Source organism: Haladaptatus pallidirubidus (assembly GCF_020700235.1).
In the GTDB taxonomy this organism is placed as follows: Archaea; Halobacteriota; Halobacteria; order Halobacteriales; family Haladaptataceae; genus Haladaptatus; species Haladaptatus pallidirubidus.
In genome coordinates, this window is sequence record NZ_CP085302.1 from 455,398 (window position 1) to 478,586 (window position 23,189).

Below are 23,189 nucleotides of genomic sequence, written 5' to 3' on the forward strand. Positions count from 1 at the left end.
CCTTACTTGGCAGAGGCTCTCCGTCGGGATACTGTAGTCACGCCATATAAGGGAGACGCCAACACCTTATCGAGGAAAAACTAATTTGTAGCAGATTTCCCACGATCGGCGTACTCAGCTTCCGTCGTACTCGTTCAACCACTCCGTGACGATTTCTTGAATCGCAAGGAGTGACGTGCCGATGTTCAGCATCTGATATCCGTTCCGAGCCTTTTCGTTGACGTCATCCATCCCGAAACCAAGATTGGCCACGGGAACTCCCTGATCGACGCTGGCCGAACGAACGGTCTCAACGGCGTCCTGGACGTCTGGATGGTCGAGTTCACCAGGATGCCCGACTGCGACTGACAGGTCGAACGGACCGACGAAGACGAAGCCGAGGTTTGGAACATCCAAGATCGCGTCGATATTCTTGACTGCCTCGAGCGACTCAATTGTCACCCCGATGAGCACTTGTTCGTCTTCAGTCGCCACATAGTCGTCTTTCTGCCCCCACCGGCTCGCTCGTGGCACGGCGAGACCACGTTCGCCCGGCTCGCCATCGTAATGGAAGTACGCTGCACGCACGATGTCTCGGACTTCCTCCGCTGTATCGACATGCGAGAGGAACACGTTTCTCACCCCAGCGTCCAATGCTTTTCGGACAAGTGCTGGTTCCGTCACTGGAACTCGAACCAACAGCTCTGTTCCTGAAAGTTCACTCGCACGAAGTAACTGTTCTACTGCCGTGGCGTCCCACGGACTCGGCCCGGCGTGTTCGAAATCAATCCAGATAAAATCGAGTCCGAGATCACCATATAATTCGACAACCGTCGGAGAGTATGTGTCGTCGGCTATTCCAAGCATAACTTCGTCATTCTCAAGGCGCTCACGCAAACTGGTCGTGTTTCTTGCTTGTGTCATTCGTATTTCCCTGGAAACCCAATCGGAATGGTTTCCGTCTGTTATTGTAGTGTTCCAACACCCGCAGTTGGAATCATGTGGCGACTCTGAGGAAGAACCGTCGAGTTCCTCCAAAGATGTTTATTCGAACGCCTCTCGGAGTGCTCTGCCAGCCCGCTCTTGCACGTCGTTCGCAGCTTCGATCCCCTGGAATGGCTCCGAGAGCTGGCTCATGTTGGCGAAGTCGTGGATCATGTCGTCGTAGTGGGTGTGCTCGACGGGGACGCCCGCATCCACCAATGCGTCAGCGTATGCGAACTGCTCGTCGCGGAGCGGATCATAGCCGCAGCTGTACAGGGTCACCGGCGGGAGTTCAGCGAGGGTTTCCTCGCGTGCGCGAAGTGGCGACGCCAAAATGTTCGCCCCGTCGATGTCGTCCCGAAGGTAGTGGTTCCAGAACCACACCATCCCTCGCCCCGTCAGGAAGAACTTGTCCGCATTCTCATCGTACGATTTCGTGTCGTACGCGTGGTTGGTCACTGGGTACAACAGCAGCTGGTGATCGATCTCCGGCACGCCGATGTCCTTCTCGGCGACCATCAGAGCGGCGGCGGCCGCTAGGGTCCCACCTGCACTCTCACCTGCGACGGCAAGTCCGCCGCCTGCCCCGACTCCTCGGCGTTATCGTTAGCCCACTTCGTCGCGAGGTAAGCATCTTCCACAGCCGCCGGGAAGGGGTGTTCTGGGGCTTTCCGGTAATCAACGGAGACGACGACGCACTCGCCCTCGGTCGCTAGCGCCCGTGCGACTTTGTCGTGAGAATCCAGGTTGCCGACGACCCAGCCCCCACCGTGGAAATAGACGACGGCCGGAAGCGCCCGATCTGGATCGGGATCGTATACCCGCACCCGAATGTCGCGGGCGTACGCCGGGATCTTGCGTTCATCTACTGCAGCAATCGGCTGAGGTTCGACATCAGGGGTGAACAAATCGCCGAGCAGTGTCCGGGCCTGTTCGGGAGATAAGTGTGTGAGGTCGGGTGCACCCGCTTCCACTAATGCGTCTAACAGTGCTTGTGCATCTGAATCAAGGGTATCAGCACGGCGTTCACTCGAATCGTTCTCTGATTGCGTGTGGTCAATCTGTATCATGTTTCTCTCACCGTTTTAAACTCCAAGTCGTACAAGTGACCGTATGATCTGTCGTTCAGACATGGCAGTAACTTGAACAGGAGGGTAGTCTCTGCCATTATAAATAGTTATTCACTATTGTCATATGAGGTAATGATCAATATACTATTAAATACTTGAGAAATGTCTCAATTCAGCGAAGGAATTATCGATTTCCTGCCATATAAGGTGATTCTTTTGCACTTCTGGATATGGAGTCCAGCATCTGATTCCATCTCCGCTCAGAGAGTAACCGTTGGACCATAGTGCAATAACAGCATAGTAGCGTGAGGACGGTGTGCTCGTTCGTACCGAAGAGTCTTGGGAGGGAGAGCCGGTTCGCGCACAGACCGAAACGTTGCAGGTAGCTCTCGACGAGTCGCTGCGCGACTGGCTACAGAACCTGAAACACGAGGCCGAGACCCGATCGAACCTGGAGTAGAGCTATAACTGAAACAAGCGCCATAGTACACACCACAGGGACTGTCGTATAATGGGGGTCCCGTGACTACGCTCCTATGACCCCCAAGAACGGTTTCAGTATATCCTGTAGACACGACGTTTTCGCCACCAATGTTGACCCAATACCCAAGGAAATTCAACGTATGGGTATCGTCCTTCTATTAGTGTGTTCTATTCGTTGAGAATACTTGTTTCAACTTCTGGAATGGTAGACTGGCCAATTCCTAGGGCAGAGCTGAAAGATCCAGTCGAAACTTTGCGTCAGGATATCCGTGTAGAAGGTATTGCAGAGAACTAGCGACTCTTGTCTATGAAAGTTGCTCAACCGTCCACTGAAGACAAGTATACTGGTATATAACAGTTGAATCTACAACTGGATATGAAAAGAAAGGAGGCAACCTATGACGGCAGTCCCGTTGTTTTACCCCACTTGTCTATAATTTTGATTTGTACTAGAACTTAACGTCATTCTCACATTCATCCCAACCACTTTGGTGCTGATAATTTCACCGGTGCCTGACAGCATCTATACGCTGACTCGAAGCATCAGTGATGGCCGGACCGTCGGCGTTACTGCTGCATTGGGATCCTCAACTGGAAGCATCGTCCATACGACAGCGGCGGTTCTCGGACTCTCGGCTATTTTTCAAACATCAGCTGTTGCGTACACCATCGTCAAATTGGTCGGTGCAGCGTACTTGGTCTACCTTGGCGTCCAAACGTTCAGAACCACCCCATCGATATCGACGTGCGGTGGTTGGGTTACGGCGTACAGCACGAGTGAGCGATATCTTCACTCTCCAATGCGGAAATCGTCTCTAGAATCTCACGAATTTGTTCTCGCGAAGAACAAGAGCACGTAGAGCCAGAGCGACCCATCGAGATGAAGGTACGCTGTGGTCGCTCCGGAAAAACAGCGATCCCCTCAAGTCGGAGGATTCGATCAGGTCTCAAGCGCGGGTCAGTGCTTCAGCTCGCTCTTTGAGCGCTTCGTTCATCTCCCTGAATCCCTGCGCAGTGGCTTCCTCGTTCAAGAACACCGGAACCAGCAGGCCAGAAAACTCCTCACGCTGGGCGAATCGTACGCGATCGGTGTCAAGCGGGTGAATACGAAGTTGATGGTGGCCATCAAAAATCTTCGGAACGAGCAACCGGCCGAGCCACTCCAAGCGCCTGCCACGCTCGGCAGTGAGCACTGTTGGACGGAACGTCATGCCTCTTGCTCCTGGTGGTTCGATGTGAATTTTCAGTTGTTCGCCGCGGCGGATTTCCCCGCTCGCTTCGGTGATAAACGGGTTCCATTCGGTGTACTTTCCGAAATCGGTGAGAACGTCCCAGACGACCTCTACTGAAGCATGGATTTCGATATCCGTCTCGATTACTTTCATTCTATGAGCTTCCTGCCGGCGTATTTTAAGCGCTGTCTCAACGTTGTTACCCCTTTATAGTCTCATAGTAGTATATAGATGGTGGCACCCATACCATTCATTTTATATTTTCTAGAATCAGCTACCTACGATCGGTGGATTAAACTTCGACAATCGTACTGCTATCGCTTGGTTTTCCTCATCTAGGCAGTGCCATTAGTAGGAGTACTAACCGATGCGTGTCATTCATATATAGCCCTAACACTTCAGGCAGCCGAAGCCGAGTTCTGAAGCTTTCTCGTCGTGGCGAGTAAGATTTCACACTTCCCCGAGGGCGGCGACCTGCCCGAATCCACTTCCGCTTATGGAAGTCATGAGTAGTAATTCTCAGACCCATTAGCCGCTCACAGCTCAACGGCGCTCATCGACTCGATGATGTTCACTTCGGTTGGCGCAGCGAGATACGACTCGATCGCGTCATAAATCGACCAGCTACCGAGCGCCATCACGATTCGCGCTGAGACGTTCTCTTCAACCAGTAGATGAAGTGTTGATTTGCGAATTAAAACCAAGTATTTATTTACTGCCATTTATATTCTAATCAGCAGTGATTGGACGCCGATGCGGCGATTCGATTGTGTGAGAAATTCGATGCCTGTGATCGGCGAATTCATGTGGCCAGTACGTATGAATCTCCATTACGCTTCTCGCAGAGAGTTCCGTTCCGTAAAGACGGAATCATTGAATTTGTGACGGCATCCCGAGCGTGATGTGATCCCGCTAATGATTCTGTCCCGTCGTACTGTTTTGCTCGGAGATGATTTCTGGCTCATTTCCCGGTAGCACAACTAGATTTTCACGGCCAAGAGGAATCTTTGTGATCTCTCCATCTGATTGCATCTCCGAAAGTTTCACGCTTACTTTCGTTTTTGACCAATTGGTTGATTCAACGATTTCCGTCTGGTACATCTCACCATCATGTGACCTCAATAACTGGCGAATGTATTCCTGATCCGTAATATATATAGACACTCTCTCTTTGTAAATTCAGTATCTTGATATACGGTTCTTGGCTGTTTATTGGTTTTTTGCCGGAGAACTCGACTATCAACCTGCAACCACCAGACAATGAGAAATAGACTGCCAATCAAACAGAGTCCCCAGACTAATACTCCTCTCCCAACCCACAGCAGTAAGAACGCGGGCACTCTCATTCCAATCTTGACAGAGTAACACGAGCAGTGTTCTCAAATCTATCGGCCATCCTAAAATGACATATTTGTCATCTTGCTCGCTGCCTATAAATAGTGCAGAAAGGTTTATCGTGCGTCAGCGAAAATAGAATTTCAATCGTGCTGACTATCCTTGACCATAGTTCAGAGATTATGGGCAAGTAGGAAAAAGAACGTGTACTTTCCACACCCTTGTTTTCGATGGGTTGGTAGGTGTATATCGGTGTGAAAATACGACGAGGCTTATTCCGACGCGACCACCGTTTATTTGGAGCTATTTGCTGAATTCGGTCAGTTGTTGGTTGAGTTTCTCTCTTTCCTCGTAGAAGAGTGCATGACCACTCTCCTCGAAGCGAACGAGCTCCGTGTCTTCGATCCCCTCGTGGAGCTTCTCTGCCGTCAACTCGAACGGACAGGCCTCGTCGTGCACACCATGACAGATGAGCGTTGGAACCGAGATATCTGCGAGGTCGGACCGAAGATCCATCTCGCCGACCGCCTCGATCGAATCGGCCATGGCTTGTGGTGACGATTCCATGCTCATATTCTGGAGCCAATCTTTCAGCTCGGGGCTCGGTGCAGAGTGAAACATCGAGTCGGCGAAGTCACTACTGACCTTCGCTCGGTCCTCATAGCATCCCTGCGCAAGGTCCATGAATGCAGCTCCATCGACGCCTTCCGGAAAGTCCGGTTTTTCGGCCAATACAGGACTCGCGGCACCAAGCAGCGCCAATTTTGCCACGTGTTCTTCGTTATGGCGGCCCATATACCGGGTGACAACACCCCCACCCATTGAAAAGCCCGCGAGTGTTACATCATCGACATCGAGTTCATCAAGAACCGCCTTCAGGTCGTCAGCGAACATGTCGAAGTCGTACTCGCTCCACGGTTTGCTCGACTGACCGTAGCCCCGGAGGTCGATACCGATACATCGGATATCATCCCTGGGGAGTTGGATGTACTGGTATTCGAACATCCTGTGGCTCAATGGCCACCCGTGTACGAATACGACCGGTGTACCTGATCCCCAATCCTGAACGAACAATTCCACCCCGTCCTCAACTTCGATTCGAGTCATGCTGACCATTGGCTGGTCAACCGATGAGTATATATGTACTTTGGCAGTGTTACTTGCTGGTTGACTTGTGGATTTTCATATAAAAAATTCATCAAATCAATTGTGGACGACATTACAGTTCCAACACTGATTTGCCATGGCGTACAGGATCAAGTCGCGCCATTTGAGGTCACCGCCGAAGTTCTAGAGGATGGTATTGCAAACACGGAACTGGTTCGTTTTGAGGAGAGTGGGCATTCCCTCTTTTACGAAGAGAAAGAAAAACACAACAAAGAGCTAATGGATTTTGCCAATTAGGAGAGAACTGGAGGTTGACTCAACCTTTTATTAAGGTGCTTTGATATATCCATATCCTTCATTCTGCAACCGTGCTAGTTCACCAGAACCTGATGGAACTCCTTCCACACCAGTCAACAACTCTTCATCAGTGACCCCCATCCCGCGGAGAGCATTCTGACATGCACGGAGTGAGACATCTTGATCAAGAAGATTATTGACCATCTCTGGGTTCGCTGCTGTCGCGCTCACGAACATTCGAACCCCAGCTGAATTTGCGACAATAACAACCTCATCATCTGGCGACGAAACGCTCTCATCTGTAAGGAGATTCAGCGCGTTCACCATTGCCTCTTGATAGTCTGATGGCTGGGCACTTGATACGTGAAATACGGTCTTCATACCTGTAACAGCACGTCTTAGAGGATCTTAGTGATTGGCGTTTTTCTCACTTCTCTACCTTCTGAACCTCATGTTAATGATTAACATTGTTCGGGATGTTTGCCTGAAAGGGAAAGCATGACTGACCCAACACCAGAAGAATACACAGCGTTTGTTACTCCAGAGAGTTCCGGTGAACGAACAACTTTCAACGGCTGCGAAATCCACGTTGTCCACCATGATGCGGGTACAGAGCGAGAAGCCCATACACATGGAGAGGAACACATCATCTTCATCCGATCTGGAACAATGCGGTGGGGAGTCGATGGAGAGACACACGAAACGACGCAAGGAGATACAATTGTGACGCCAGCCAATGTGCCGCATAGTTGGGAAGTGATTGGTGACGATCCGGCCCGGGTTGTCTGCGTTACTGCTCCACCAGAACCAGACAGTGAGCCAGGTGAAACCTAGATATTAAGCGCAAAGCACTCCGCAGCACGAACGAGAACAAGCATCCTCCGTCGTGGTGAGCAGATTCACGTCTTTTGTCGTTGGGTTCATCCTCCCGATGAACTAAAGTCCGGACTTGAAACTGGTGAGACAGTCTTTTCTCGCGAGTTTTTGAGGATAAATAACTGTGGAATGGAGCAACTAGTGTCGTCCTGTCCGTTTCCACTGCCGCTTATACTGCCCACAGGAAGTTAACCACCCAAAATCGCCGATTTTGAAAAATCGACCTCGCTGCCGTCGCACGTTCTACTTCCATTATAGAATCAATCACGCATTTAGAAGCGGGCCGAATTCCCACATCTCAGACAATAAAGACGTATCTGAAATCGATGCTATCGAGGAGAGGATACCTCGAGAGTTACCAGTAGTTGGATCACACATTCAGTTTCTGTGCTGGAAATAAGGCTTTAAAACGCAGTGAGAGCACTATCGTTGCTCGTCTTGAAGGTGCTCAACGTGTGCTTCTAACCGACCGATCTTCCGTTCCATGCGGTCGAGGCGTTCGTCGACACTACCGCCCGACCGAACTCGAAGAATGAAGTATCCGAGGCCACCGAGAACTCCAAAAAAGATAGACGCATACACGACAAGCATCAAGGCTATAAATAGGAGTCCAAAACCATCAACAAGCTGAAGCGGTATCATTAATTTAGATATAGTAACAAAACAATATAATAGTTGGCTCTGCTCTCATCACTGTCGTTAAGCTCTTCACCACCCGAGTCGGAGCGTCTGAAACGACTCAACCGTTTTGTACTACCCGTGTCCGAAGACAGTTCCAGGTGATTATCCTAACCAGTCCTGTCACAACTGTTTGGAATCACACGATAGACAAGAAGAGAAAACTTGGTACGAGAAACAGACGTTAGTATGGAATACTAACGCTGGTCGATCAAACTTAAACCTCAGAGATCGATGCGCTACTCTGCAAGCCGTAATGGTATCGCGTGAAAATCTTCCTCGTATCTAATCCTTATCGCGAGAAGTACTTAAACGAAATTCGGTTTGTAGTTGTTACCTTCCTCAACACGGAGCAACCCGCCGTAATCGGAGCAACTGTACTTCTCAGGTGTTTGACGACCTTCGAGTGCTGATAGCGTGCGAGTCGTCCACCGCAATCTTCGCAAATCACCCACCAGTTCGGCGATGTGAACCGCTCGCAGTGCTGGGTTGTGTCGAGAGTATCGGTCCAACGGGCGAACGTTCGCCCGTGATCCGCTTTCCCGAACTCGTGGTACTGCCAGGCGTGAATGAGTTCGTGGCGGTCGGTTTTGCTGAATTGTTCCCACCTATGTTGTTCGTAGGCTTTCTAGGCCAGCGAGAATATGATCTCCTCTATTGTAAGATCATACTTCGTGACACCCGCTTGCCGTTGGGCTCGGTGTGAGATTTCCCAATCGATCGCTTCGACCGACAGGTTAGGGAAATGCTCGGCGGCGACGTCTGCCGCGTGCTGCTGTGCTCGGTCGAGTAGGCCGCGCTCAGTCGTCGGTGAAACACTGGTGGATTTCGTGCCCGATCGACCAGGTCAACTGAAGACGGTAGGTTCGTTCACCCGCCGAGCAGGTGGTGCGCCAACAAACGTTACTGTTCGTTTATCCGTCCTCGACCAAACACTATGGTTTTGGACGCGATTGAGTGACGACACATTTGGCGAGTTCCTGTACGAGACCCTAATGCAGTTCGAAATTCCTGATCGGTTCATCACTCGTGACGACAAGGCTGCAACGACACTCGCCTTCACCGGTCACGATAAGCAATCCGACCGATCATTCAGCTTTTATCGCGATCAAACTGCTGATACCCGGTTTCAGACATGTGTTGTCCCCAACGAGGTGTTGCAGCAAATTACGTGTGTGTATGTGGCGTCGTACTTGCAAGTGAACCGTCTCGAAGTGCAGTAATCAATTTAATCGAGAGGGCTGACGAGTGTGGCTGTACGTTTTATCTCGGTCCAAATTTTCGACCAGAACGTAACTCTCGTCAATATTTCACACACCATATTCCTTGATGTTTTCACAGGTAGACTCCAGATGCCAAATTTCAATAACAGAAATAATGTCGTCGTAGTTACTTCCAGCTCCTAATAGAAGTTTAGTTCAATTTCGTGGAAAAACGTCGATTGATCCGCCGTGGCCTGGGATTTCGGCGTTGGCGGTACGTCCCGTTTGTGCTGTGTTTTAATGTTCCACTCTGCGTACTGTTTCACCGTCTCGATATCGAGATCGAGTAGAGACGCAGTTCGATCCATTCCGAGATTCCCGTCGACCAAACACGCCAGTACCTCATCGAGCGTTCCGTACGGTGCACCGAGATCGTCCTCGTCGGTCTGCCCAGCTCGGAACCCCGCCGTGGCGGGTTGGTCGATAACTGCCTCGGGGAGACCCAAATACCGGGCAAGCGCCCACACTTCCGTTTTGTAGAGTTTTCCTAACGGTTGCAGGTCAACACCACCGTCACCATACTTGGTAAAGTATCCGAGCCACCGTTCCGTCTGATTTGAGGTTCCAAGAACCAGCCGTGACATCGTGTTGGCCGCGTAGTACGCACACGCCATCCGAACGCGTGCGACGAGATTTCCGAGTTCTCTCGTCCCGGCGGTTTGGGTCAAGTGATGCGGGAGCTGTTTCTCAATCTCTGAGACCAGCGGATGGATATTCACGTGGGTGTAGTCAATCCCGAGATCAATGACGAGTGAGCAGGGATCGACCGTCCCAACGTCAGTCCCCTTGTGACAGGGGAGGTGAAGGCCATAGACGTTCTCCGAACCAAGTGCTTCGACCGCGAGCACAGTTGCCACACTCGAATCCAATCCGCCACTCATGTTGACGACCACTCCCTTAGCTCCAGTCGTCCTCACGTACTCCCGAATGTACGTCGTCAACCGGTCAGCGAGGGCCGCAATCTCGTCTCGGGTCGTCGTGAACGTTGGCTGTGGGTCGGAGTCCGGCACGTACCGGGTCGGTGTCGGTGGGCGAGACCGCTTATGTGCCGTTTGGATGACCTGCCAAGCGTATTTCTGAACACGGTCTGGATCGATATCTAGAATTCTGGCCGTTGCCGAGACATCGTGTTTTTCATCCACAAGCGTTTCAAGAATACGGTCGAGCGTCTCGTACGACGCGCCGAGGTCGTATTCGTCCGTCTGGCCAGCCCAGAATCCCGCCGTCGGGGGTTTTTCAATAATTGCCGACGGGACACCGAGATCGGTAGCCAGCGTTCGGACTTCCGTTTTATAGTAATCGCCGAGCGGGAGGACATCTGCACCCCCATCGCCGTACTTCGTGAAATAGCCGAGAAGGCGCTCCGACCGGTTGCTTGTCCCGACGACAAGCTGTGACGTCGCGTTAGCGGCAAAGTACGCACATGCCATCCGAAGACGGGCTGCTAGATTCCCAACCGCGTATTTATCACCGCCGGGAGCGATCTCCGATGCAAGTTTCTGTTCGAAGACCCCGAGGATTGGTTGGAGTGAAATCATCTCGTGATCGATACCGAGATCAGACGCTAATTGTTTCGCATCCAGGGTATTTACGGACTGATTCTCGACAGTTGGCATGAGGAGGCCGAAAACGTGCTCTGTTCCGAGTGCGTCGGCAGCGAGCGCCGCAGTTGTCGATGAATCGACACCGCCACTCATCGCAACAATGACACCATCAGCATCGGCGTCGCTGACCGTGTCCTGAAGGAGGGTCGCTGCGTGCTCGTGCATATTGTCGGATGTTAGTTGTTCATGGTTGCGATTCGTAGTGAGTTCAGTGTGTCGAGATTGATGTATTGCCATTCTCAGATACCTCCCACTGGTGGCGAGTCTCTCTTCGGTATCGGTGGTGTTTCGTGATGCTGTACTCGTCGTGCGTATCGGACGGCAACATGCCCGACGAAAGTGGGTTCCACGCCAAGTGTTTCGGCTGTTTGTTCGATTCCGGCCCCGTTATCGACTAACTTCCATAAAATCATATCGATAGTTTCAGTCGTGATCCGACAGTCGGACTCCCCAACCTGCGTGAACCAGGGGATGTTACTGGTAGTAGACTCGTTACGCTTCGTTGGAACATCGAGATATTGGGCGATGTCTCGGACTTCTGTTCGATACAGATCACCGAACGGGAGGAGATCGACACTCCTTCCCCTAGCAAATATAGTGGAATCGCGCAACATCGTTGTCCGATTCTCTGCTCCAAGTGCGAGTCGTGACGTTGCCTTTGCCTCGACAAATGCCGCCAACTTCCCGACGCGTCTCGCGACAGTTCCACGGAACACCGTGGAGTTCTCACAATTGTCACTTGTTTGTACGCGTTCTCTCTGTGGACACAAGTTCGAGAGCGTTTCTGACGAGGCGAACCGCCGTACTTCTGTGAAAATGGTCTGCGTGAGTGCCTCAACGAACGGCGTGATATCCAATGTTCGATGCGTGATGTCGAGATCAGCCGCCACGTGGTGTGTAGCCGAGAGGTTTCCGTCAAGATTTGAACCGGTTGACAGGACGAGGCCATACACTGACTCAGGATTGAGCGCTTTCACGGCGAGCGTGGCAGCAACCGTCGAATCGACATCTCCGGACAAGGTCACGACGACGCCGTCAACATCGGTATCAGCAATAACCTGTTTAATGAAGGTTAGCCGTTCACGGACGGTTGTTTGGGGATCGATGAGTGCGGGTTGGGCGAAATTAGTAGGGTATTCGCAGGATTGGACTGTACGGGACATATTGGTGAATTGGTTATTGGATTGCATTTCGTCTGGTCTTCTAATGTAACGACTCAGTGGCGATCTGGATGGGGATTTTGATGGTCATACTTTGCGGTTCGTCTTCCCCAGTAGTGGCGTGTCAGACGGCTTCTGTTCCGCTCTTTCCGGTGCGGACTTGGATCGCATCCGTAACGGGGAGCACGAAGATTTTACCATCGCCTGGTTCGCCAGTGTAGGCCGCCTCACGGAGGGCCTCTACCATGTCTTCGACTGGCGTGTCTGCAACGACACATTCGATCTTCACCTTCTGATGGAGGTCGACCGTATACTCTTCACCACGCCACTGTTCAGTTTTCGCTGGTTGGCTTCCCCGCCCACTCACGTGTGTAACTGTGAGACTTGGTGCACCGACCTCGGCAAGAGCTAGTTTCACATCAGTTAGTTTGTCTGGCCGGACGATTGCCATCACGAGTTTGATGTCGGTGTCCATGTCAGTCATCGTCAGTTACCTCCACGTCGTTCGCGCCACCATCGGTGGTGATCGCCCCTCTTTCGCTGGCTCCAGACCGGGTTGTCCCCGTCTCACCAGTTGTTCCCTCAATGAATTCGGGATAGGCAGTGTACCCGTGCTCACTACGGTCGAGACCGAGTGCCTCGACGTCGTCATCGACACGGAGTCCAACCGTCACATCGGCGAGCTTGAAGACGAACCAGGTCGTGACGATGGTCCAGAGTGCAATGACACCGATTCCGATTGTCTGCATTGTAAGTTGGATCACTGAGAACCCACTGACCGCAAACACTGGAATCAACCAGGTGCCGATCGCACCAGCACTTCCGTGCACGGCAAACACACCACAGACATCGTCAATTTTGAGCGAATCGACCACCCAGCGATACACAAGGGGGGTCTGGACGCCGCCGATCACCCCGAGGATGAGTCCACCGTACCACGTGACGTGGGGAACTGCCCCGGTGACGGCGACCAAGCCGGCAAGGAGGCCGTTGGCCGTGAACAGCGGATCGGGCTTCCCCTCGGTATACGTCGTCGTGAGCGCAGCAGCAACCGCGCCGGCACCCATGCCAAGCGTGGTGTTCAAGGCAACACGGCCCAGCGCTGCTCCCATGAAGGAGAGCGTGCCATCTTCGACCGCGAGTACCGTTGCTTGCGTCCCAACGTTGAAGCCGTACCAGCCGAAAGCGAGGATGAACGTCCCTAGGACGGCGAACGTGATCGAGTGACCGGGTATCGGTTCGCTCTCTCCGTCGTCATTGAACCGACCGCGACGCGGCCCAACCATCCACGCGCCCACTAGCCCGGCGATGCCGCCCAGCATGTGGACGACCGTGGCGCCCGCGAAGTCAAGGTAGCCGACGCCAAGAGCTTGGCCGATATAGCCGCTCGACGAAAGCAACCCGCCACCCCATGCGAATCCTTGGATGACGGGATAGATGACCGCGGTTAACCCGATCGAGTAGAACACGTACGCTTTGAATTTAATTCGCTCAGCGACTGCTCCACTGACGATGGTCGCGGCAGTCATCGCGAAGACTGCCCCGAAGAGCCAATCGATCCACGCATTCGCATCTGAAATGTAGCCGAACGACTCCGCGAGCGACATCGAACCCGGTGCGGTGAGTCCGCCGGCGATGCCAGCGATGCCAAGTCCGACGAGGAAGTACACGATGACACCCATTCCCCAGTCCATGAGATTCTTCATGAGTACGTTGGCGACGTTCTTGGCACGAACCTGGCCAGCTTCGAGCAGTGCGAAGCCAGGCTGCATGAAGAAGATGAGAAACGACACGGTCAGTACCCAGACGGTGTTGATACCACTGGACAATGTACTCAGATCAACCATCTGTATCTCCTCCAGTAATGGGCCGTTCGGCGTACATGGCGGCGAGCTGTCGCTCGTAGTGTCGTTCTACCTCCGATGCGGTTGATTCGCCGATCGTGATTTCAGTCGAGACGGTGGTATCCGACTGGATCCATCCGTTCGTCTGCTCACGATCGTAAATTATGACCGTGTCTTCGGCAAGTTCGAGCTGGGCGTATCTGTTCAAGGCTCCAAGGTTAGTTGAAGCAATGTCCGTCGATGGTTCGTTGTTCATTTGGCGATCGACTCCGTGAGAAGGAGATCGGTAATCTTGTCCCCAGCTCCTCTGTTTTCTGGAGCTCCATTTGTCTGCTCTTTCATGATTTTAAACACTGATTGTTGTTTTAATAGGGTTATTAGCCCATTTTCATCCTATTTTACTCGGATTTATTCGACATTCGTCCGCTCATGTCTACAAAGGATTGCAACTGCTGTTATTGACTAAAAGCTTTCGCACGAATGCCTAAGCTATGATGATATAGTTAACTGTATATGGACTATATAAGGATATTCTATCCGTATTCGTGCAAAAATATGGCTAAAGTACTACTTATTAAAAATAAGGTGTTCGGGGATGACGACGGCGGACCCTCACTCGTGACGATACGCGAGGATGCCCACGATCGTAGACGTGAGAGGTGATCGAGTCCCCCTCAATCGAATTTTTATCTTTTGCTATGATAACCAATAGATCGCCGTGAATATGCGACTTTTAGCGATTTAATGAAAATACATCTAGGTAATTCTAGGAAAAGGTTTACAATCATGGTCCTCTACGATTCAACCGCCATGATTCAACATACCCCACCCAACACGGGGGCGGAAGCGAGGAAGTACGAGTGTCAAGCGTGCTTGTACAGAGTCAACGCGATGGAATACAGGGCAATCTGTCCGGAATGTCAAGGGAAACTCCGCAATATCACCGTCCCACGTGAGTGAAAGAAATCCCCTTTGCGGTTCTCGATGGGAACCTCCGAACGATCGTGACGGTGAACAACTGTGGGGTCAAGCCCCGAGACACTATCGCTGTAATACTGTAGATACAGCGTGTACGATAGCCACTGCCGACGAGTCGAACGCAGTCGTTGCAATCCGTCAGCCGGAAATTTCGGCGATAGGACAACTCCAGTTGGACGTACCGAAATGGAATCCTCGAAACGATGACTCACAATCAGCGCAACAAACGGATGATGGAATACGGACAGGGGACTGATCGCAGCCACGACGGGCGACGGCAACGACGACCTGAGAGTGAAGCGAAGAGAACAGGTACAGCGGTCGTCCTCGGCGTGAGTGGAACTGATACGGACCGGCTCGACGTGCTCGCTGACACCGCGATGGACATCGCTGGGCCACGTACGCAACTGTCTACCTTGTGCACGTTCACTCAGTTGCCGGGTTTGAGCAAACGCTTGATCACCTCAATTATGATGCTGAGTCGCCACCCGATCCGGACGAAGTCGCAGAACGGAGTGAGTCCGTTCGCGAACTCACAACGCGGCTGAAAGACCCAGGTCGGAACTATGGGGTGACGGTTGCAATTCACGGACGTGTGGCGAACAATGTCGGGGAAGCTTTGGTGGATGTTGCCAATGAGGTTGCCGCCAACCGTGTTATTGTCGGCGGGCGCAAACGGTCACCATCAGGAAAAGCGCTCTTCGGGAGCACTGCCCAATACGTCCTCCTCAATGCCCCATGTCCAGTCACATTCGTCCGTGGTGAGTGACACCCCATCAATGTTCCATCTACAGATAAACAGATGACTACAATACTATCACGGTGCCTTAAGACTGTCCGAAGCCTGCATTCTCGTCTTACCCATCCCCCAACCTCTAACTTTCCGTTGCCACCACATTCCGTTACTGATGCAACCGATCAGGAGATTTGGCTTCATCCCTACGACGATGCTGCATTTGAATCGCTCATCGCTATGTATACCACATTTGATCCGTCACAGCGTGCCCAGGGGACACCCCCGTTCGGTGAACCAGCGATTCGTGAATGGTTAGAAACCATCCTCAACGGGATTTCGGTTGTGGCATGGCACGGTGACGATGTCATCGGACACGTCATGTTTGTTCCTGACGGTGTTGGTCGCCACGAACTCGCCATCTTCGTTCACCAAGACTACCAGCGGGCAGGTATCGGCTTCGAACTCCTCCAAACCGGACTTGGCTACGCCAAGAAGCAAGACGTCACCGAAGTCTGGTTGACTGTCGAATCACGGAAGATTGGTGTCCAGAAACTGTACAACGCTGTCGGCTTCACCGTCGATAATCCAGTCGGCCAGACGCGTCGAATGTCACGATATCTGTAATATGGCGGCATTTCGGTTTCCTGAGTATGTTGATATTCCGTTGTTGCTTCGTCGAAACTATTTAAAAATTCCTCAGATTTATACTCCACCAATATTTCATTCGCTTGTAGCAATATTTAACTATTATTGGAACAAACAGACGACTATAACGGTAAAAGTCATCCAAATATCGATAAATGATGGAAAATGGTTGACAGTTCGTGATTTCATGGAGAATGAGACTGGATGCACACTGGCGAAGTATGAAGCAAAGTTCGTAGAGGATGGAGAAATGGAATATATTGATAAGGAGATTGTGCTCGTGAAGAAAACAAATTCGTTCGGTGGTGAAAAGATGTATTTCGTCCCCAAAGAGGTTATTGAGACAGTTCCTCATCTCCTCCCCCAACTAACGTACCTGGGGATGAGAGCTCTCGTTATAGAGATTCATAGAGGAAATCAACAACTGAAGTCGTAAGAGTAGTGACCTCCTCCGCGCCGTAACCAGCGTGGCATCCCACCAAGGGATATCGGCCAGAGCCTTCGAGGTTGCAACGCACTCTCACAAGAACTAGTAACATGCTGGAGGAACCTCTCGGTTTGACTCCTGTGATAGGGCTGTGGCCTGGTTACTGAGGCCCTATCTCCGATCGAGTCATCGATATACGTGTTTTCTCTGGTATGATTCTCTCCATCAGAATAGCGTACAAAAGCAAGGCACACAGAGGCTTAACCGTATTGGCTAACTGATTTCCGGCAGGCCCATCGACGGTAGTGTGTCGGCCGAGCCTCTCGGTCGAACCGCGCCTGAAGACGCGGGGATGTACGCAAAACCTTTATCACTAAGACATACCAACCGGGCCAAAACGAACTCGATATACGATTGTATTCCTTTAATCCCTAAAACCATCCTACCGGAAACCTTTTGAGATCTATAGTTGTTATACGAAGTAAATGGAACCGCAAAGAGTAACGTATGTCCAAAAATCCTGCGCGTATATCACACGTAATGGGCGCGAACTGCTAGTATTTGAAGGCCCTGAATACGACGGGTTACAGGTGCCAAAAGGAACGATCGAATCCAATGAAAACCCTCGTGCCGCGATGCTGCGAGAAATTACTGAGGAAAGCGGTCTTGGCGCAATCGGTACAACGCAGCATCTAACGACTGACGTGTGGACACGCCGCCAATCACCGCCCAAACGGTATGTCCGGCATTTTTTCCACACAACCGTCCACGAGCCACGTGACCACTGGACGCATACCGTCACCGGCGACGGCGATGAAAAAGGTCTCGAGTTCAAATTCTCGTGGATCGAACTTCCATCGTCATCCGAATTCGCGTTGGCACTAGATGACTACGTTCATCTCCTTGAATAAATGTCGTGGAGACCTCTCGATTGGCGGCCATCATCGAATCCACAAATACTGTACGAGGAAGGAGTATGAACAGACCGAGCACTCTCGTTGGCGCCGTCGCCCATCGACCTCTCCTCCGCCGGATGTTACGACCCGTTGTGGTGTTTGCACTCATTGTTGTCGCGGGTATGGTCGGATTTAGCACACTCGACGGCGTTGGAATCGTGGATGCACTGTTCTGGCTGCTCGATCCCACGAGCATCGAACTCCACTTTCAGAACCACGATGGACCGGCGACATTCATCAAAGCCTATGCAATCGTGATCCTCTCCGGGCTAATTGTTGCAAGTCTCTGGATCGGTGAAACACTGTTTTCGGCAGCATTTGGCGGACAGATACAGACGGAACTCAAACAGATGCAACTCGAACGTAACATCAAAGAACTCGATGACCACATCATTATCTGTGGGTACGGGACATTTGGGAAAACCATCGCGGCCCGGCTCCGTGACGCAGATCGCGAGGTGGTTATCGTCGAACAACAGGACGCACAGTACCAACGGGCGATTGACGATGGGGTACTCGCAGTAAGTGGTGACGCCCGCCGTGAAGAGACGCTCACTGACGCGGGCGTCAAGCGGGCGGACACAGTCATCGGAGCGATCGACGACTCGAACGCAAACATCCAAATTTCCATCGCAGCGAGCCAGCTTGCACCGACGGTCACGCTCGTCGTCCGGGCGGGCGACCAACGGGATGAGGCGCTCGCTCGTCGCGCGGGTGCAGACGAGGTCGTCATCCCGGAAGTCGTGAGCGGTGAACAAGTATGCACGAATCTCTGAGTGACATCTCCATCCACCCTGAGGGATGGCGATTCTAACTCAGAACGCCTCATCCACGATTCGGCCGAACAGGCCGTCACTCGTCCACGAATACGCACTGCTGCACTTCGATATTGATTAGGCAAAACCCGAGGTTGAGACCGAGGCGGTGGCGTACATTGTTTGTCGTTTGCTCTTCACCCAGGATGAGTTATGAAGTCGATGATTTGAGATCGATTTGTGTATTCACGTTTCTGAACGTAGTGGCGTCTGTTCGCTCACGCACTTCTTCTTCCAAGATGACGACCGGATCGAGACGATCCAGCACATCGTGGAATCCGTCTTTCTTCGTGGAAAGGGCGGCGTAGCAAGTCTCAATTGCTGATTTCACATGATAGACTGCACAGAGAGGCTGTCTGTAGCCATCGAAGATCGGGACGGCTCCTGCATGATTACGGGCATCGTCGAACAGCAATTCGAGAAAGTTCGGATCGAGGGTTGGCATATCACAGGCCGTTACAACGGCGACAGGTGCATTCGCGACCTCGAGCCCCTTTGCCATCCCTGCGACCGGACCGCGATCGGGAACCTCGTCGATTGCAAAGCACAGGTCGGTTGCCACATCGTCGAAGGCGCGCCGGATTGCCCCAACTTGCTCCGTTCTACAGTTTACTACGAGTTCATCAACGACCTCGACCACGCTTTCGGCAACCTGACACACCAGCGGCTCTCCGTCGAATTCAGCCAGAGCCTTGTCCTGCTCGCCAAAGCGCTCCGAACGCCCGCCGGCTACGATGATTCCCGATCGCATGGTTACGTGAGGAACCCAGCCTGTCCGGAGAACGCCATGTATAGTGCAAAGACCGTCAGGAGTACCGCGATTACCATTTCGGCGTAGAGGACAATCTGTCCCCACATATACCATGAATCATACCCCGCCATTAGTCGTCACCTCCAAGAGGGGGAGTCGGTTTGCTGTCATCGCTGAGCCACCGATGTGCGGAACCAATACCGTGCTCGCGGGGGTCGCCCTTGTAGCGCATTGCCCACACATAGAACAGAATGAACGGCACGAAGAAAACGAGCGCGACGGTCACGTAGCCAAGATGGATGTTCGGCATGTAGCCAAACACGAGGGGATACACGATGCCACCACTGGTGGAGATCCCACCAATGAATCCGGAGGCCGTACCGGGGCGATCCTTGAAGAGAACGGGTACAATGGCGAAGACGCCGCCGGTTCCGAAGCTGACGGTGACACCGAAGATTGCGAGTACGACGACGGACGCCGGCAGGATTCCCGCTAATCCAATGAGGGTGAGCGCGATCATGGTGAGTGTGATGAGGATTAGCGCAGTCATCAACCAGTGGACGCGTGGCGAGTAGTTCTGGGTCTTTGAAAGGAATGGATAGGGCGTCCATCCCTTGCGCTGCCAGAGGTCAGACATGTATCCCGAGAACGGTCGAAAGAGCGATGCGTTGAACGACTGAACCGCGGCGAAGGTACCGGCCGCGGTCTGAATCGCTGCCGTTCCCGTGAAGCCAAGGTTACCGAGCGCCCCTCTGAAGCCTCGGGTATAGTAGCTTGGAAGCCACGAGTTCATGGCGATTTCCAGGCCGAATGACATGGCGTAGGCCAGCATGAGGCCAATCGCGGCGTAGCGCGTCCAGACGAACAAAGTATCGCCAAGCGAGGCATTCTGTTTCGCCGTCTGGGCAGTTTCGATATCTCGTGCCGGTTCGCCGCGCCACTTGTAGACGATGGCAATGAGGAGCGCCCCAATTCCGAGGTGGAGGAAGGCATCCGAGAAATTTGTCTTGTAGAGACGCGGAAGGAGGAGCGCACCGACACCTGCGCCGGCATTTCCGGTTCCAGCGTATAGCCCTTCTGCAGTCCCGATTTCGTGCTCATCGAACCATTGGGCGACGTGCTGGATGCCAACGACAAAGCTAATCCCCGCAGAGGCAACGATTAGGCGCTCGACGAAGAGCACATTATAGGACGCGGCGAAGGAGGAGGCGATACTCATGATACCCGAGTACGCGAGAATGATCGCAAAGACGTTGTGCGCGCCAATTCGGTCGGCAGCCCACCCTGCGAGTACCCTCCCAGGGGGTGCAAGCCAGATGGCCGAACTCGCGAGCAGGGCAAGCTGGCCGGTCGTCAGGCCGTAGAACTCGCCAATGCTCGGGCTGAAGGCTGCTGTCGAGAACCACATGAGAAAGGCCCAGAAGAAGCCGACGGTAGCAATGACCAGTTGTTCAATCTTGTTCGTCACACGTGCTCACCTCCGGCGACTTTCATCACGGTACGGTCGGCTGTGAGTTGAACCGCACATTGCTTGAGATTTGGTTCATCCGACCGTGGATCGGTCTCGGGAATCGTCAATTTGTTCGTCGCCGGATGATGGATCGGCAGCCACACGAGCCCGGGCTGAATTGTGTCGTCCGATTCAATTCGCGCCCGGACGCTGCTCCGCCGTGACTTGATGCAAACCAGAGTGTTCTCGTCATCTCTTTCTCCATCGACGTGTTCATTAATCGTTTCGGGATGAACGCGGGCAACGAGCGGCCCAGGGTCGTCAGGTGACTCCCGCGATCGCACGCCCGTGTTGTAGCCGTCAGCCTCGCGAGCGGTCGTGAGCGTGAGCGGGTAGTCCGTGTCTGTCGGCTCAGGTAACCTCCTCCCCGTGCCGCCGACAAACCGAGCTTTGCCTGAGGGTGTTGGAAATGACCAGTCGCCGTCCTCGTAGTACCGATACCCCCCGCTCGTCTCGGTGTCAGGCGCTGGCCAACGGATGGCGAGATCTTCCTCTAGACGGTCATAACTGATGCCTGAACAGTCTGCGAGGGTGCCCTCGGTCAGGGCAGCGAACTCTGCGAAGATTGATTCAGGGGCTGTGGCGTCGCCAAACAGGTCGTCAGCCAGCGCGTTCCCGAGGGTGGTGATGATGTCGAGATCCGTCCAGACGCCACTGGGGAGAGCAGTCGCTGGGCGAACTCTCGACACCGTTCGCTCCATGTTGATTGCAGTTCCGTTCGATTCTCCCCAAGTCGCTGCCGGAAGGACGATGTCTGCGAACTCGGTTGTCTCTGTCCGGAAGGCGTCCTGAACCACGAGAAAGGCATCCTCCAGATTCTGGGCTGTGTCTGAGGCATCGGGCATGCCTGCCACGGGATTTGTCGCCACCGCATAAACCACCTCAACGGAACCGTCTTCAATTGCTTCGATAGTTCCAACGGGCCCCGGCCCCGAGTCCTCTGGCAGGCGTTCTACGGGTATCTCCCATGTCTCCGCAACCGTCTCTCGCTCTTCGGGATCTTCGAAGTCGCGGTGGCCGGGCCACGACCCCTTTGAGGAGCAAACCCGCGTCCCCATCGAGTTTGCCTGCCCCGTAAGTGAGAACGGACCGCTCCCTGGTCCCATGTTTCCAGTTGCGAGACACAAGTCGATGAGTGCACCAGCGGTGTCAGTACCCTGGTTGCTCTGGTTGACGCCCATCCCCCAGTAAATTAGCGTTCGCTCCCCCAACGCCGCCGTCAGCGTCTCCACGGTCTCGAAGGAGACGCCCGCGCGGTCGGCCGCCGTCTTGGGGTCGGGCAAGCCGGCGCACAGTTCATCGAAGCCGATTGTCGCCTCACCAACGAAGTCTTCGTCGACGCGACCAATTTCGACCGCGTAGGCGAGGATCGCACGAGCGAGGTCGAGATCGCCGCCCGGATCGAGGCTGATGTGGACGTCGGCTACCTCCGCAGTCTCCGTCTCGACCGGATCGACGACGAGCATTGTACTGTCCTCGTCGTCAGCACTGTCGACGATCCATCGGAACATCACGGGGTGGGCGACGGCTGGATTCGCGCCCCAGACGACGTGGCGTTTCGCGTCGGGGATGTCGTCGTAGGTCGGGGGCGGTGCGTCGCTGCCGAACGCGTCGTAGTAAGCAGTCACCGCACTCGCCATGCAGAGGGTGGTGTTGGCGTCGTAATACTGAGTTCCGATGCCGCCACGGGCGAGTTTGCCCAGCGCGTACGCGGCCTCGTTAGTCTGCTGGCCGCTCCCTAGGACGGCGATCCCGTCCCGGTCTCTGCTCAAAACATCATCGAACTTCTCGATGATCGTGGCGAGTGCGAGATCCCAGGTCGTCTTCTGAAGCTCGCCGTTCTGACGGATTAAGGGCTGGGTGAGCCACTTGCCCTTGGGATTGGCTGTCTCATTGACACCGCGCTGGCAGGCAAGGCCACGGTTTACTGGATGAGCCGGATCACCCCGTACTGTGTCGAGGCCGTACCCCACGTCAACAGCGCGCTGGACATGTCCACACCCGACTGCACATCGCATACACGTCGTCGAAATCCAGTCAGTCACGCCAGACGTCCCTCCCGTTCAGCGTCGATTTGATCCGATTTTCTGAGGCCGGAAGACAGTACTCCAGTCGCTGGTGCGGTTGTGTCGCGTAATCGCTCGTTCATTTCTTTTCTCCGACTATCCCCGCAACCGAGCAGGACGCTTGTTTCTGTCACCCTCGATAGCCTCCTCCGGTGCCTTCACCAACCTCCACGGCTGCTCGTTCGTGAGGGAGACGCTTTGGGCGTGAGGTTTGACGTGCGCTACGGCCGTCGAATCGAGTTCAAGGTCGAGCGCCACGGTATCGGGGTCGTCTTTCGACGTCCGCACATCAAGTACGGTCGTTCCCTCTTCACTCCAGTTAGAACCGTGAACTGATACCTCGACATAATCGAGGGTCGTGTACGCGGTCACGTCGAGCACGCGTCCAGGCATC

29 protein-coding genes are annotated in these 23,189 nt (G+C 53.4%); 11 read left to right on the forward strand and 18 right to left on the reverse strand.

Annotation, left to right across the window (positions count from 1 at the left end; genetic code table 11):
• Nucleotides 1-114 precede the first annotated feature (114 nt).
• From LIX15_RS23185 to LIX15_RS32960, 3 genes are all read right to left on the reverse strand, one after another.
• Nucleotides 115-903 (reverse strand): HpcH/HpaI aldolase family protein, encoded by a 789-nt coding sequence (locus LIX15_RS23185; protein ID WP_227777156.1) that lies wholly within the window; start codon nucleotides 901-903, stop codon nucleotides 115-117.
• 120 nt (nucleotides 904-1,023) lie between these two features.
• Nucleotides 1,024-1,482: an alpha/beta hydrolase fold domain-containing protein gene (locus LIX15_RS32955; RefSeq protein WP_265338434.1), complete on the reverse strand. Its 459-nt coding sequence runs from the start codon at nucleotides 1,480-1,482 to the stop codon at nucleotides 1,024-1,026.
• A 17-nt stretch (nucleotides 1,483-1,499) separates the two neighbouring features.
• Nucleotides 1,500-2,033 carry an alpha/beta hydrolase gene (locus LIX15_RS32960; protein WP_265338435.1) on the reverse strand — a complete coding sequence of 178 codons (534 nt, stop codon included), beginning with the start codon at nucleotides 2,031-2,033 and terminating at the stop codon, nucleotides 1,500-1,502.
• A gap of 316 nt (nucleotides 2,034-2,349) precedes the next feature.
• Between LIX15_RS32960 and LIX15_RS23195 the strand changes: the two genes are divergently transcribed.
• The gene (locus tag LIX15_RS23195) at nucleotides 2,350-2,493 is read left to right on the forward strand and encodes a hypothetical protein (protein ID WP_227777157.1); all 144 of its coding nucleotides are present in this window, start codon (nucleotides 2,350-2,352) and stop codon (nucleotides 2,491-2,493) included.
• 514 nt (nucleotides 2,494-3,007) lie between these two features.
• A complete protein-coding gene (locus tag LIX15_RS23200) occupies nucleotides 3,008-3,376 on the forward strand; it encodes a LysE family translocator (protein ID WP_227777158.1) in 369 nt (122 codons plus the stop codon).
• An 87-nt stretch (nucleotides 3,377-3,463) separates the two neighbouring features.
• Here the strand turns inward: LIX15_RS23200 and LIX15_RS23205 are convergent, their stop codons facing one another.
• From LIX15_RS23205 to LIX15_RS23215, 3 genes are all read right to left on the reverse strand, one after another.
• Nucleotides 3,464-3,901 (reverse strand): SRPBCC domain-containing protein, encoded by a 438-nt coding sequence (locus LIX15_RS23205; protein ID WP_227777159.1) that lies wholly within the window; start codon nucleotides 3,899-3,901, stop codon nucleotides 3,464-3,466.
• 759 nt (nucleotides 3,902-4,660) lie between these two features.
• Nucleotides 4,661-4,912 (reverse strand): helix-turn-helix transcriptional regulator, encoded by a 252-nt coding sequence (locus LIX15_RS33765; protein ID WP_425556826.1) that lies wholly within the window; start codon nucleotides 4,910-4,912, stop codon nucleotides 4,661-4,663.
• Nucleotides 4,913-5,386: 474 nt separating this feature from the next.
• The gene (locus tag LIX15_RS23215; RefSeq protein ID WP_227777160.1) at nucleotides 5,387-6,190 is read right to left on the reverse strand and encodes an alpha/beta fold hydrolase; all 804 of its coding nucleotides are present in this window, start codon (nucleotides 6,188-6,190) and stop codon (nucleotides 5,387-5,389) included.
• A 102-nt stretch (nucleotides 6,191-6,292) separates the two neighbouring features.
• Between LIX15_RS23215 and LIX15_RS23220 the strand changes: the two genes are divergently transcribed.
• Nucleotides 6,293-6,487: an alpha/beta fold hydrolase gene (locus LIX15_RS23220; RefSeq protein ID WP_227777161.1), complete on the forward strand. Its 195-nt coding sequence runs from the start codon at nucleotides 6,293-6,295 to the stop codon at nucleotides 6,485-6,487.
• 30 nt (nucleotides 6,488-6,517) lie between these two features.
• On the opposite strand, the gene LIX15_RS23225 is transcribed toward LIX15_RS23220, so the two are convergent.
• Nucleotides 6,518-6,868, reverse strand: coding sequence for a DsrE family protein (locus tag LIX15_RS23225; protein ID WP_227777162.1), 351 nt, complete (start codon nucleotides 6,866-6,868; stop codon nucleotides 6,518-6,520).
• A gap of 117 nt (nucleotides 6,869-6,985) precedes the next feature.
• Here LIX15_RS23225 and LIX15_RS23230 point away from each other — a divergent pair, with 117 nt between their 5' ends.
• Nucleotides 6,986-7,321 carry a cupin domain-containing protein gene (locus LIX15_RS23230; RefSeq protein WP_227777163.1) on the forward strand — a complete coding sequence of 112 codons (336 nt, stop codon included), beginning with the start codon at nucleotides 6,986-6,988 and terminating at the stop codon, nucleotides 7,319-7,321.
• 465 nt (nucleotides 7,322-7,786) lie between these two features.
• Here the strand turns inward: LIX15_RS23230 and LIX15_RS23235 are convergent, their stop codons facing one another.
• Both LIX15_RS23235 and LIX15_RS33395 read right to left on the reverse strand, forming a co-directional pair.
• Entirely contained in the window at nucleotides 7,787-8,005 is a 219-nt protein-coding gene (locus tag LIX15_RS23235; protein ID WP_227777164.1) for a hypothetical protein, read from the reverse strand.
• 328 nt (nucleotides 8,006-8,333) lie between these two features.
• Nucleotides 8,334-8,612, reverse strand: coding sequence for a hypothetical protein (locus tag LIX15_RS33395; RefSeq protein ID WP_345413280.1), 279 nt, complete (start codon nucleotides 8,610-8,612; stop codon nucleotides 8,334-8,336).
• A gap of 250 nt (nucleotides 8,613-8,862) precedes the next feature.
• Between LIX15_RS33395 and LIX15_RS23240 the strand changes: the two genes are divergently transcribed.
• Entirely contained in the window at nucleotides 8,863-9,264 is a 402-nt protein-coding gene (locus LIX15_RS23240; protein ID WP_265338436.1) for a PfkB family carbohydrate kinase, read from the forward strand.
• A gap of 179 nt (nucleotides 9,265-9,443) precedes the next feature.
• Here the strand turns inward: LIX15_RS23240 and LIX15_RS23245 are convergent, their stop codons facing one another.
• The 5 genes from LIX15_RS23245 to LIX15_RS23265 form a co-directional block, all read right to left on the reverse strand.
• The gene (locus LIX15_RS23245; RefSeq protein ID WP_227777166.1) at nucleotides 9,444-11,144 is read right to left on the reverse strand and encodes an NAD+ synthase; all 1,701 of its coding nucleotides are present in this window, start codon (nucleotides 11,142-11,144) and stop codon (nucleotides 9,444-9,446) included.
• Between the two features lie 2 nt (nucleotides 11,145-11,146).
• The gene (locus LIX15_RS23250; RefSeq protein ID WP_227777167.1) at nucleotides 11,147-12,070 is read right to left on the reverse strand and encodes an adenine nucleotide alpha hydrolase family protein; all 924 of its coding nucleotides are present in this window, start codon (nucleotides 12,068-12,070) and stop codon (nucleotides 11,147-11,149) included.
• 121 nt (nucleotides 12,071-12,191) lie between these two features.
• Nucleotides 12,192-12,551: a nitrogen regulatory protein GlnK1 gene (gene glnK1 / locus LIX15_RS23255; RefSeq protein WP_303657539.1), complete on the reverse strand. Its 360-nt coding sequence runs from the start codon at nucleotides 12,549-12,551 to the stop codon at nucleotides 12,192-12,194.
• On the reverse strand, nucleotides 12,544-13,914 hold the full coding sequence (locus LIX15_RS23260; protein ID WP_227777168.1) for an ammonium transporter: 1,371 nt from the start codon (nucleotides 13,912-13,914) through the stop codon (nucleotides 12,544-12,546). The genes glnK1 and LIX15_RS23260 overlap by 8 nt, the downstream gene beginning before the upstream one ends.
• The gene (locus LIX15_RS23265) at nucleotides 13,907-14,167 is read right to left on the reverse strand and encodes a hypothetical protein (protein ID WP_227777169.1); all 261 of its coding nucleotides are present in this window, start codon (nucleotides 14,165-14,167) and stop codon (nucleotides 13,907-13,909) included. The genes LIX15_RS23260 and LIX15_RS23265 overlap by 8 nt, the downstream gene beginning before the upstream one ends.
• Before the next feature lie 554 nt (nucleotides 14,168-14,721).
• Here LIX15_RS23265 and LIX15_RS23270 point away from each other — a divergent pair.
• From LIX15_RS23270 to LIX15_RS23295, 6 genes are all read left to right on the forward strand, one after another.
• A complete protein-coding gene (locus LIX15_RS23270; protein WP_227777170.1) occupies nucleotides 14,722-14,871 on the forward strand; it encodes a rubrerythrin-like domain-containing protein in 150 nt (49 codons plus the stop codon).
• 436 nt (nucleotides 14,872-15,307) lie between these two features.
• A complete protein-coding gene (locus LIX15_RS23275; RefSeq protein WP_227777171.1) occupies nucleotides 15,308-15,658 on the forward strand; it encodes a universal stress protein in 351 nt (116 codons plus the stop codon).
• A gap of 117 nt (nucleotides 15,659-15,775) precedes the next feature.
• Nucleotides 15,776-16,249 carry a GNAT family N-acetyltransferase gene (locus LIX15_RS23280; protein WP_227777172.1) on the forward strand — a complete coding sequence of 158 codons (474 nt, stop codon included), beginning with the start codon at nucleotides 15,776-15,778 and terminating at the stop codon, nucleotides 16,247-16,249.
• A gap of 208 nt (nucleotides 16,250-16,457) precedes the next feature.
• Nucleotides 16,458-16,706 carry a hypothetical protein gene (locus LIX15_RS23285; protein ID WP_227777173.1) on the forward strand — a complete coding sequence of 83 codons (249 nt, stop codon included), beginning with the start codon at nucleotides 16,458-16,460 and terminating at the stop codon, nucleotides 16,704-16,706.
• A gap of 476 nt (nucleotides 16,707-17,182) precedes the next feature.
• A complete protein-coding gene (locus LIX15_RS23290; protein WP_227777174.1) occupies nucleotides 17,183-17,608 on the forward strand; it encodes an NUDIX hydrolase in 426 nt (141 codons plus the stop codon).
• A 65-nt stretch (nucleotides 17,609-17,673) separates the two neighbouring features.
• Entirely contained in the window at nucleotides 17,674-18,429 is a 756-nt protein-coding gene (locus tag LIX15_RS23295; protein WP_227777175.1) for a potassium channel family protein, read from the forward strand.
• Nucleotides 18,430-18,619: 190 nt separating this feature from the next.
• Here LIX15_RS23295 and LIX15_RS23300 read toward each other — a convergent pair whose 3' ends face one another.
• The 4 genes from LIX15_RS23300 to LIX15_RS23315 form a co-directional block, all read right to left on the reverse strand.
• Entirely contained in the window at nucleotides 18,620-19,219 is a 600-nt protein-coding gene (locus tag LIX15_RS23300) for a molybdenum cofactor guanylyltransferase (protein ID WP_227777176.1), read from the reverse strand.
• Between the two features lie 130 nt (nucleotides 19,220-19,349).
• The gene (locus LIX15_RS23305; protein ID WP_227777177.1) at nucleotides 19,350-20,687 is read right to left on the reverse strand and encodes an MFS transporter; all 1,338 of its coding nucleotides are present in this window, start codon (nucleotides 20,685-20,687) and stop codon (nucleotides 19,350-19,352) included.
• Nucleotides 20,684-22,774 carry an assimilatory nitrate reductase NasA gene (gene nasA, locus LIX15_RS23310; protein WP_227777178.1) on the reverse strand — a complete coding sequence of 697 codons (2,091 nt, stop codon included), beginning with the start codon at nucleotides 22,772-22,774 and terminating at the stop codon, nucleotides 20,684-20,686. The genes LIX15_RS23305 and nasA overlap by 4 nt, the downstream gene beginning before the upstream one ends.
• A gap of 117 nt (nucleotides 22,775-22,891) precedes the next feature.
• The gene (locus LIX15_RS23315) at nucleotides 22,892-23,188 is read right to left on the reverse strand and encodes a DUF6360 family protein (protein ID WP_227777179.1); all 297 of its coding nucleotides are present in this window, start codon (nucleotides 23,186-23,188) and stop codon (nucleotides 22,892-22,894) included.
• Nucleotide 23,189: the final 1 nt, after the last annotated feature.

Excerpts from the sequence above, each read along its gene's own strand:
- LIX15_RS23185 (WP_227777156.1), bottom strand. The coding sequence starts at position 903 with ATGACACAAGCAAGAAACACGACCAGTTTGCGTGAGCGCCTTGAGAAT.
- LIX15_RS32955 (WP_265338434.1), bottom strand. The coding sequence starts at position 1,482 with ATGGTCGCCGAGAAGGACATCGGCGTGCCGGAGATCGATCACCAGCTG.
- LIX15_RS32960 (WP_265338435.1), bottom strand. The coding sequence starts at position 2,033 with ATGATACAGATTGACCACACGCAATCAGAGAACGATTCGAGTGAACGC.
- LIX15_RS23205 (WP_227777159.1), bottom strand. The coding sequence starts at position 3,901 with ATGAAAGTAATCGAGACGGATATCGAAATCCATGCTTCAGTAGAGGTC.
- LIX15_RS23215 (WP_227777160.1), bottom strand. The coding sequence starts at position 6,190 with ATGACTCGAATCGAAGTTGAGGACGGGGTGGAATTGTTCGTTCAGGAT.
- LIX15_RS23225 (WP_227777162.1), bottom strand. The coding sequence starts at position 6,868 with ATGAAGACCGTATTTCACGTATCAAGTGCCCAGCCATCAGACTATCAA.
- LIX15_RS23230 (WP_227777163.1), top strand. The coding sequence starts at position 6,986 with ATGACTGACCCAACACCAGAAGAATACACAGCGTTTGTTACTCCAGAG.
- LIX15_RS23235 (WP_227777164.1), bottom strand. The coding sequence starts at position 8,005 with ATGATACCGCTTCAGCTTGTTGATGGTTTTGGACTCCTATTTATAGCC.
- LIX15_RS23245 (WP_227777166.1), bottom strand. The coding sequence starts at position 11,144 with ATGGCAATACATCAATCTCGACACACTGAACTCACTACGAATCGCAAC.
- LIX15_RS23250 (WP_227777167.1), bottom strand. The coding sequence starts at position 12,070 with ATGTCCCGTACAGTCCAATCCTGCGAATACCCTACTAATTTCGCCCAA.
- glnK1 (WP_303657539.1), bottom strand. The coding sequence starts at position 12,551 with ATGACTGACATGGACACCGACATCAAACTCGTGATGGCAATCGTCCGG.
- LIX15_RS23260 (WP_227777168.1), bottom strand. The coding sequence starts at position 13,914 with ATGGTTGATCTGAGTACATTGTCCAGTGGTATCAACACCGTCTGGGTA.
- LIX15_RS23265 (WP_227777169.1), bottom strand. The coding sequence starts at position 14,167 with ATGAACAACGAACCATCGACGGACATTGCTTCAACTAACCTTGGAGCC.
- LIX15_RS23270 (WP_227777170.1), top strand. The coding sequence starts at position 14,722 with ATGATTCAACATACCCCACCCAACACGGGGGCGGAAGCGAGGAAGTAC.
- LIX15_RS23285 (WP_227777173.1), top strand. The coding sequence starts at position 16,458 with ATGGAGAATGAGACTGGATGCACACTGGCGAAGTATGAAGCAAAGTTC.
- LIX15_RS23290 (WP_227777174.1), top strand. The coding sequence starts at position 17,183 with ATGGAACCGCAAAGAGTAACGTATGTCCAAAAATCCTGCGCGTATATC.
- LIX15_RS23295 (WP_227777175.1), top strand. The coding sequence starts at position 17,674 with ATGAACAGACCGAGCACTCTCGTTGGCGCCGTCGCCCATCGACCTCTC.
- LIX15_RS23300 (WP_227777176.1), bottom strand. The coding sequence starts at position 19,219 with ATGCGATCGGGAATCATCGTAGCCGGCGGGCGTTCGGAGCGCTTTGGC.
- LIX15_RS23315 (WP_227777179.1), bottom strand. The coding sequence starts at position 23,188 with ATGCCTGGACGCGTGCTCGACGTGACCGCGTACACGACCCTCGATTAT.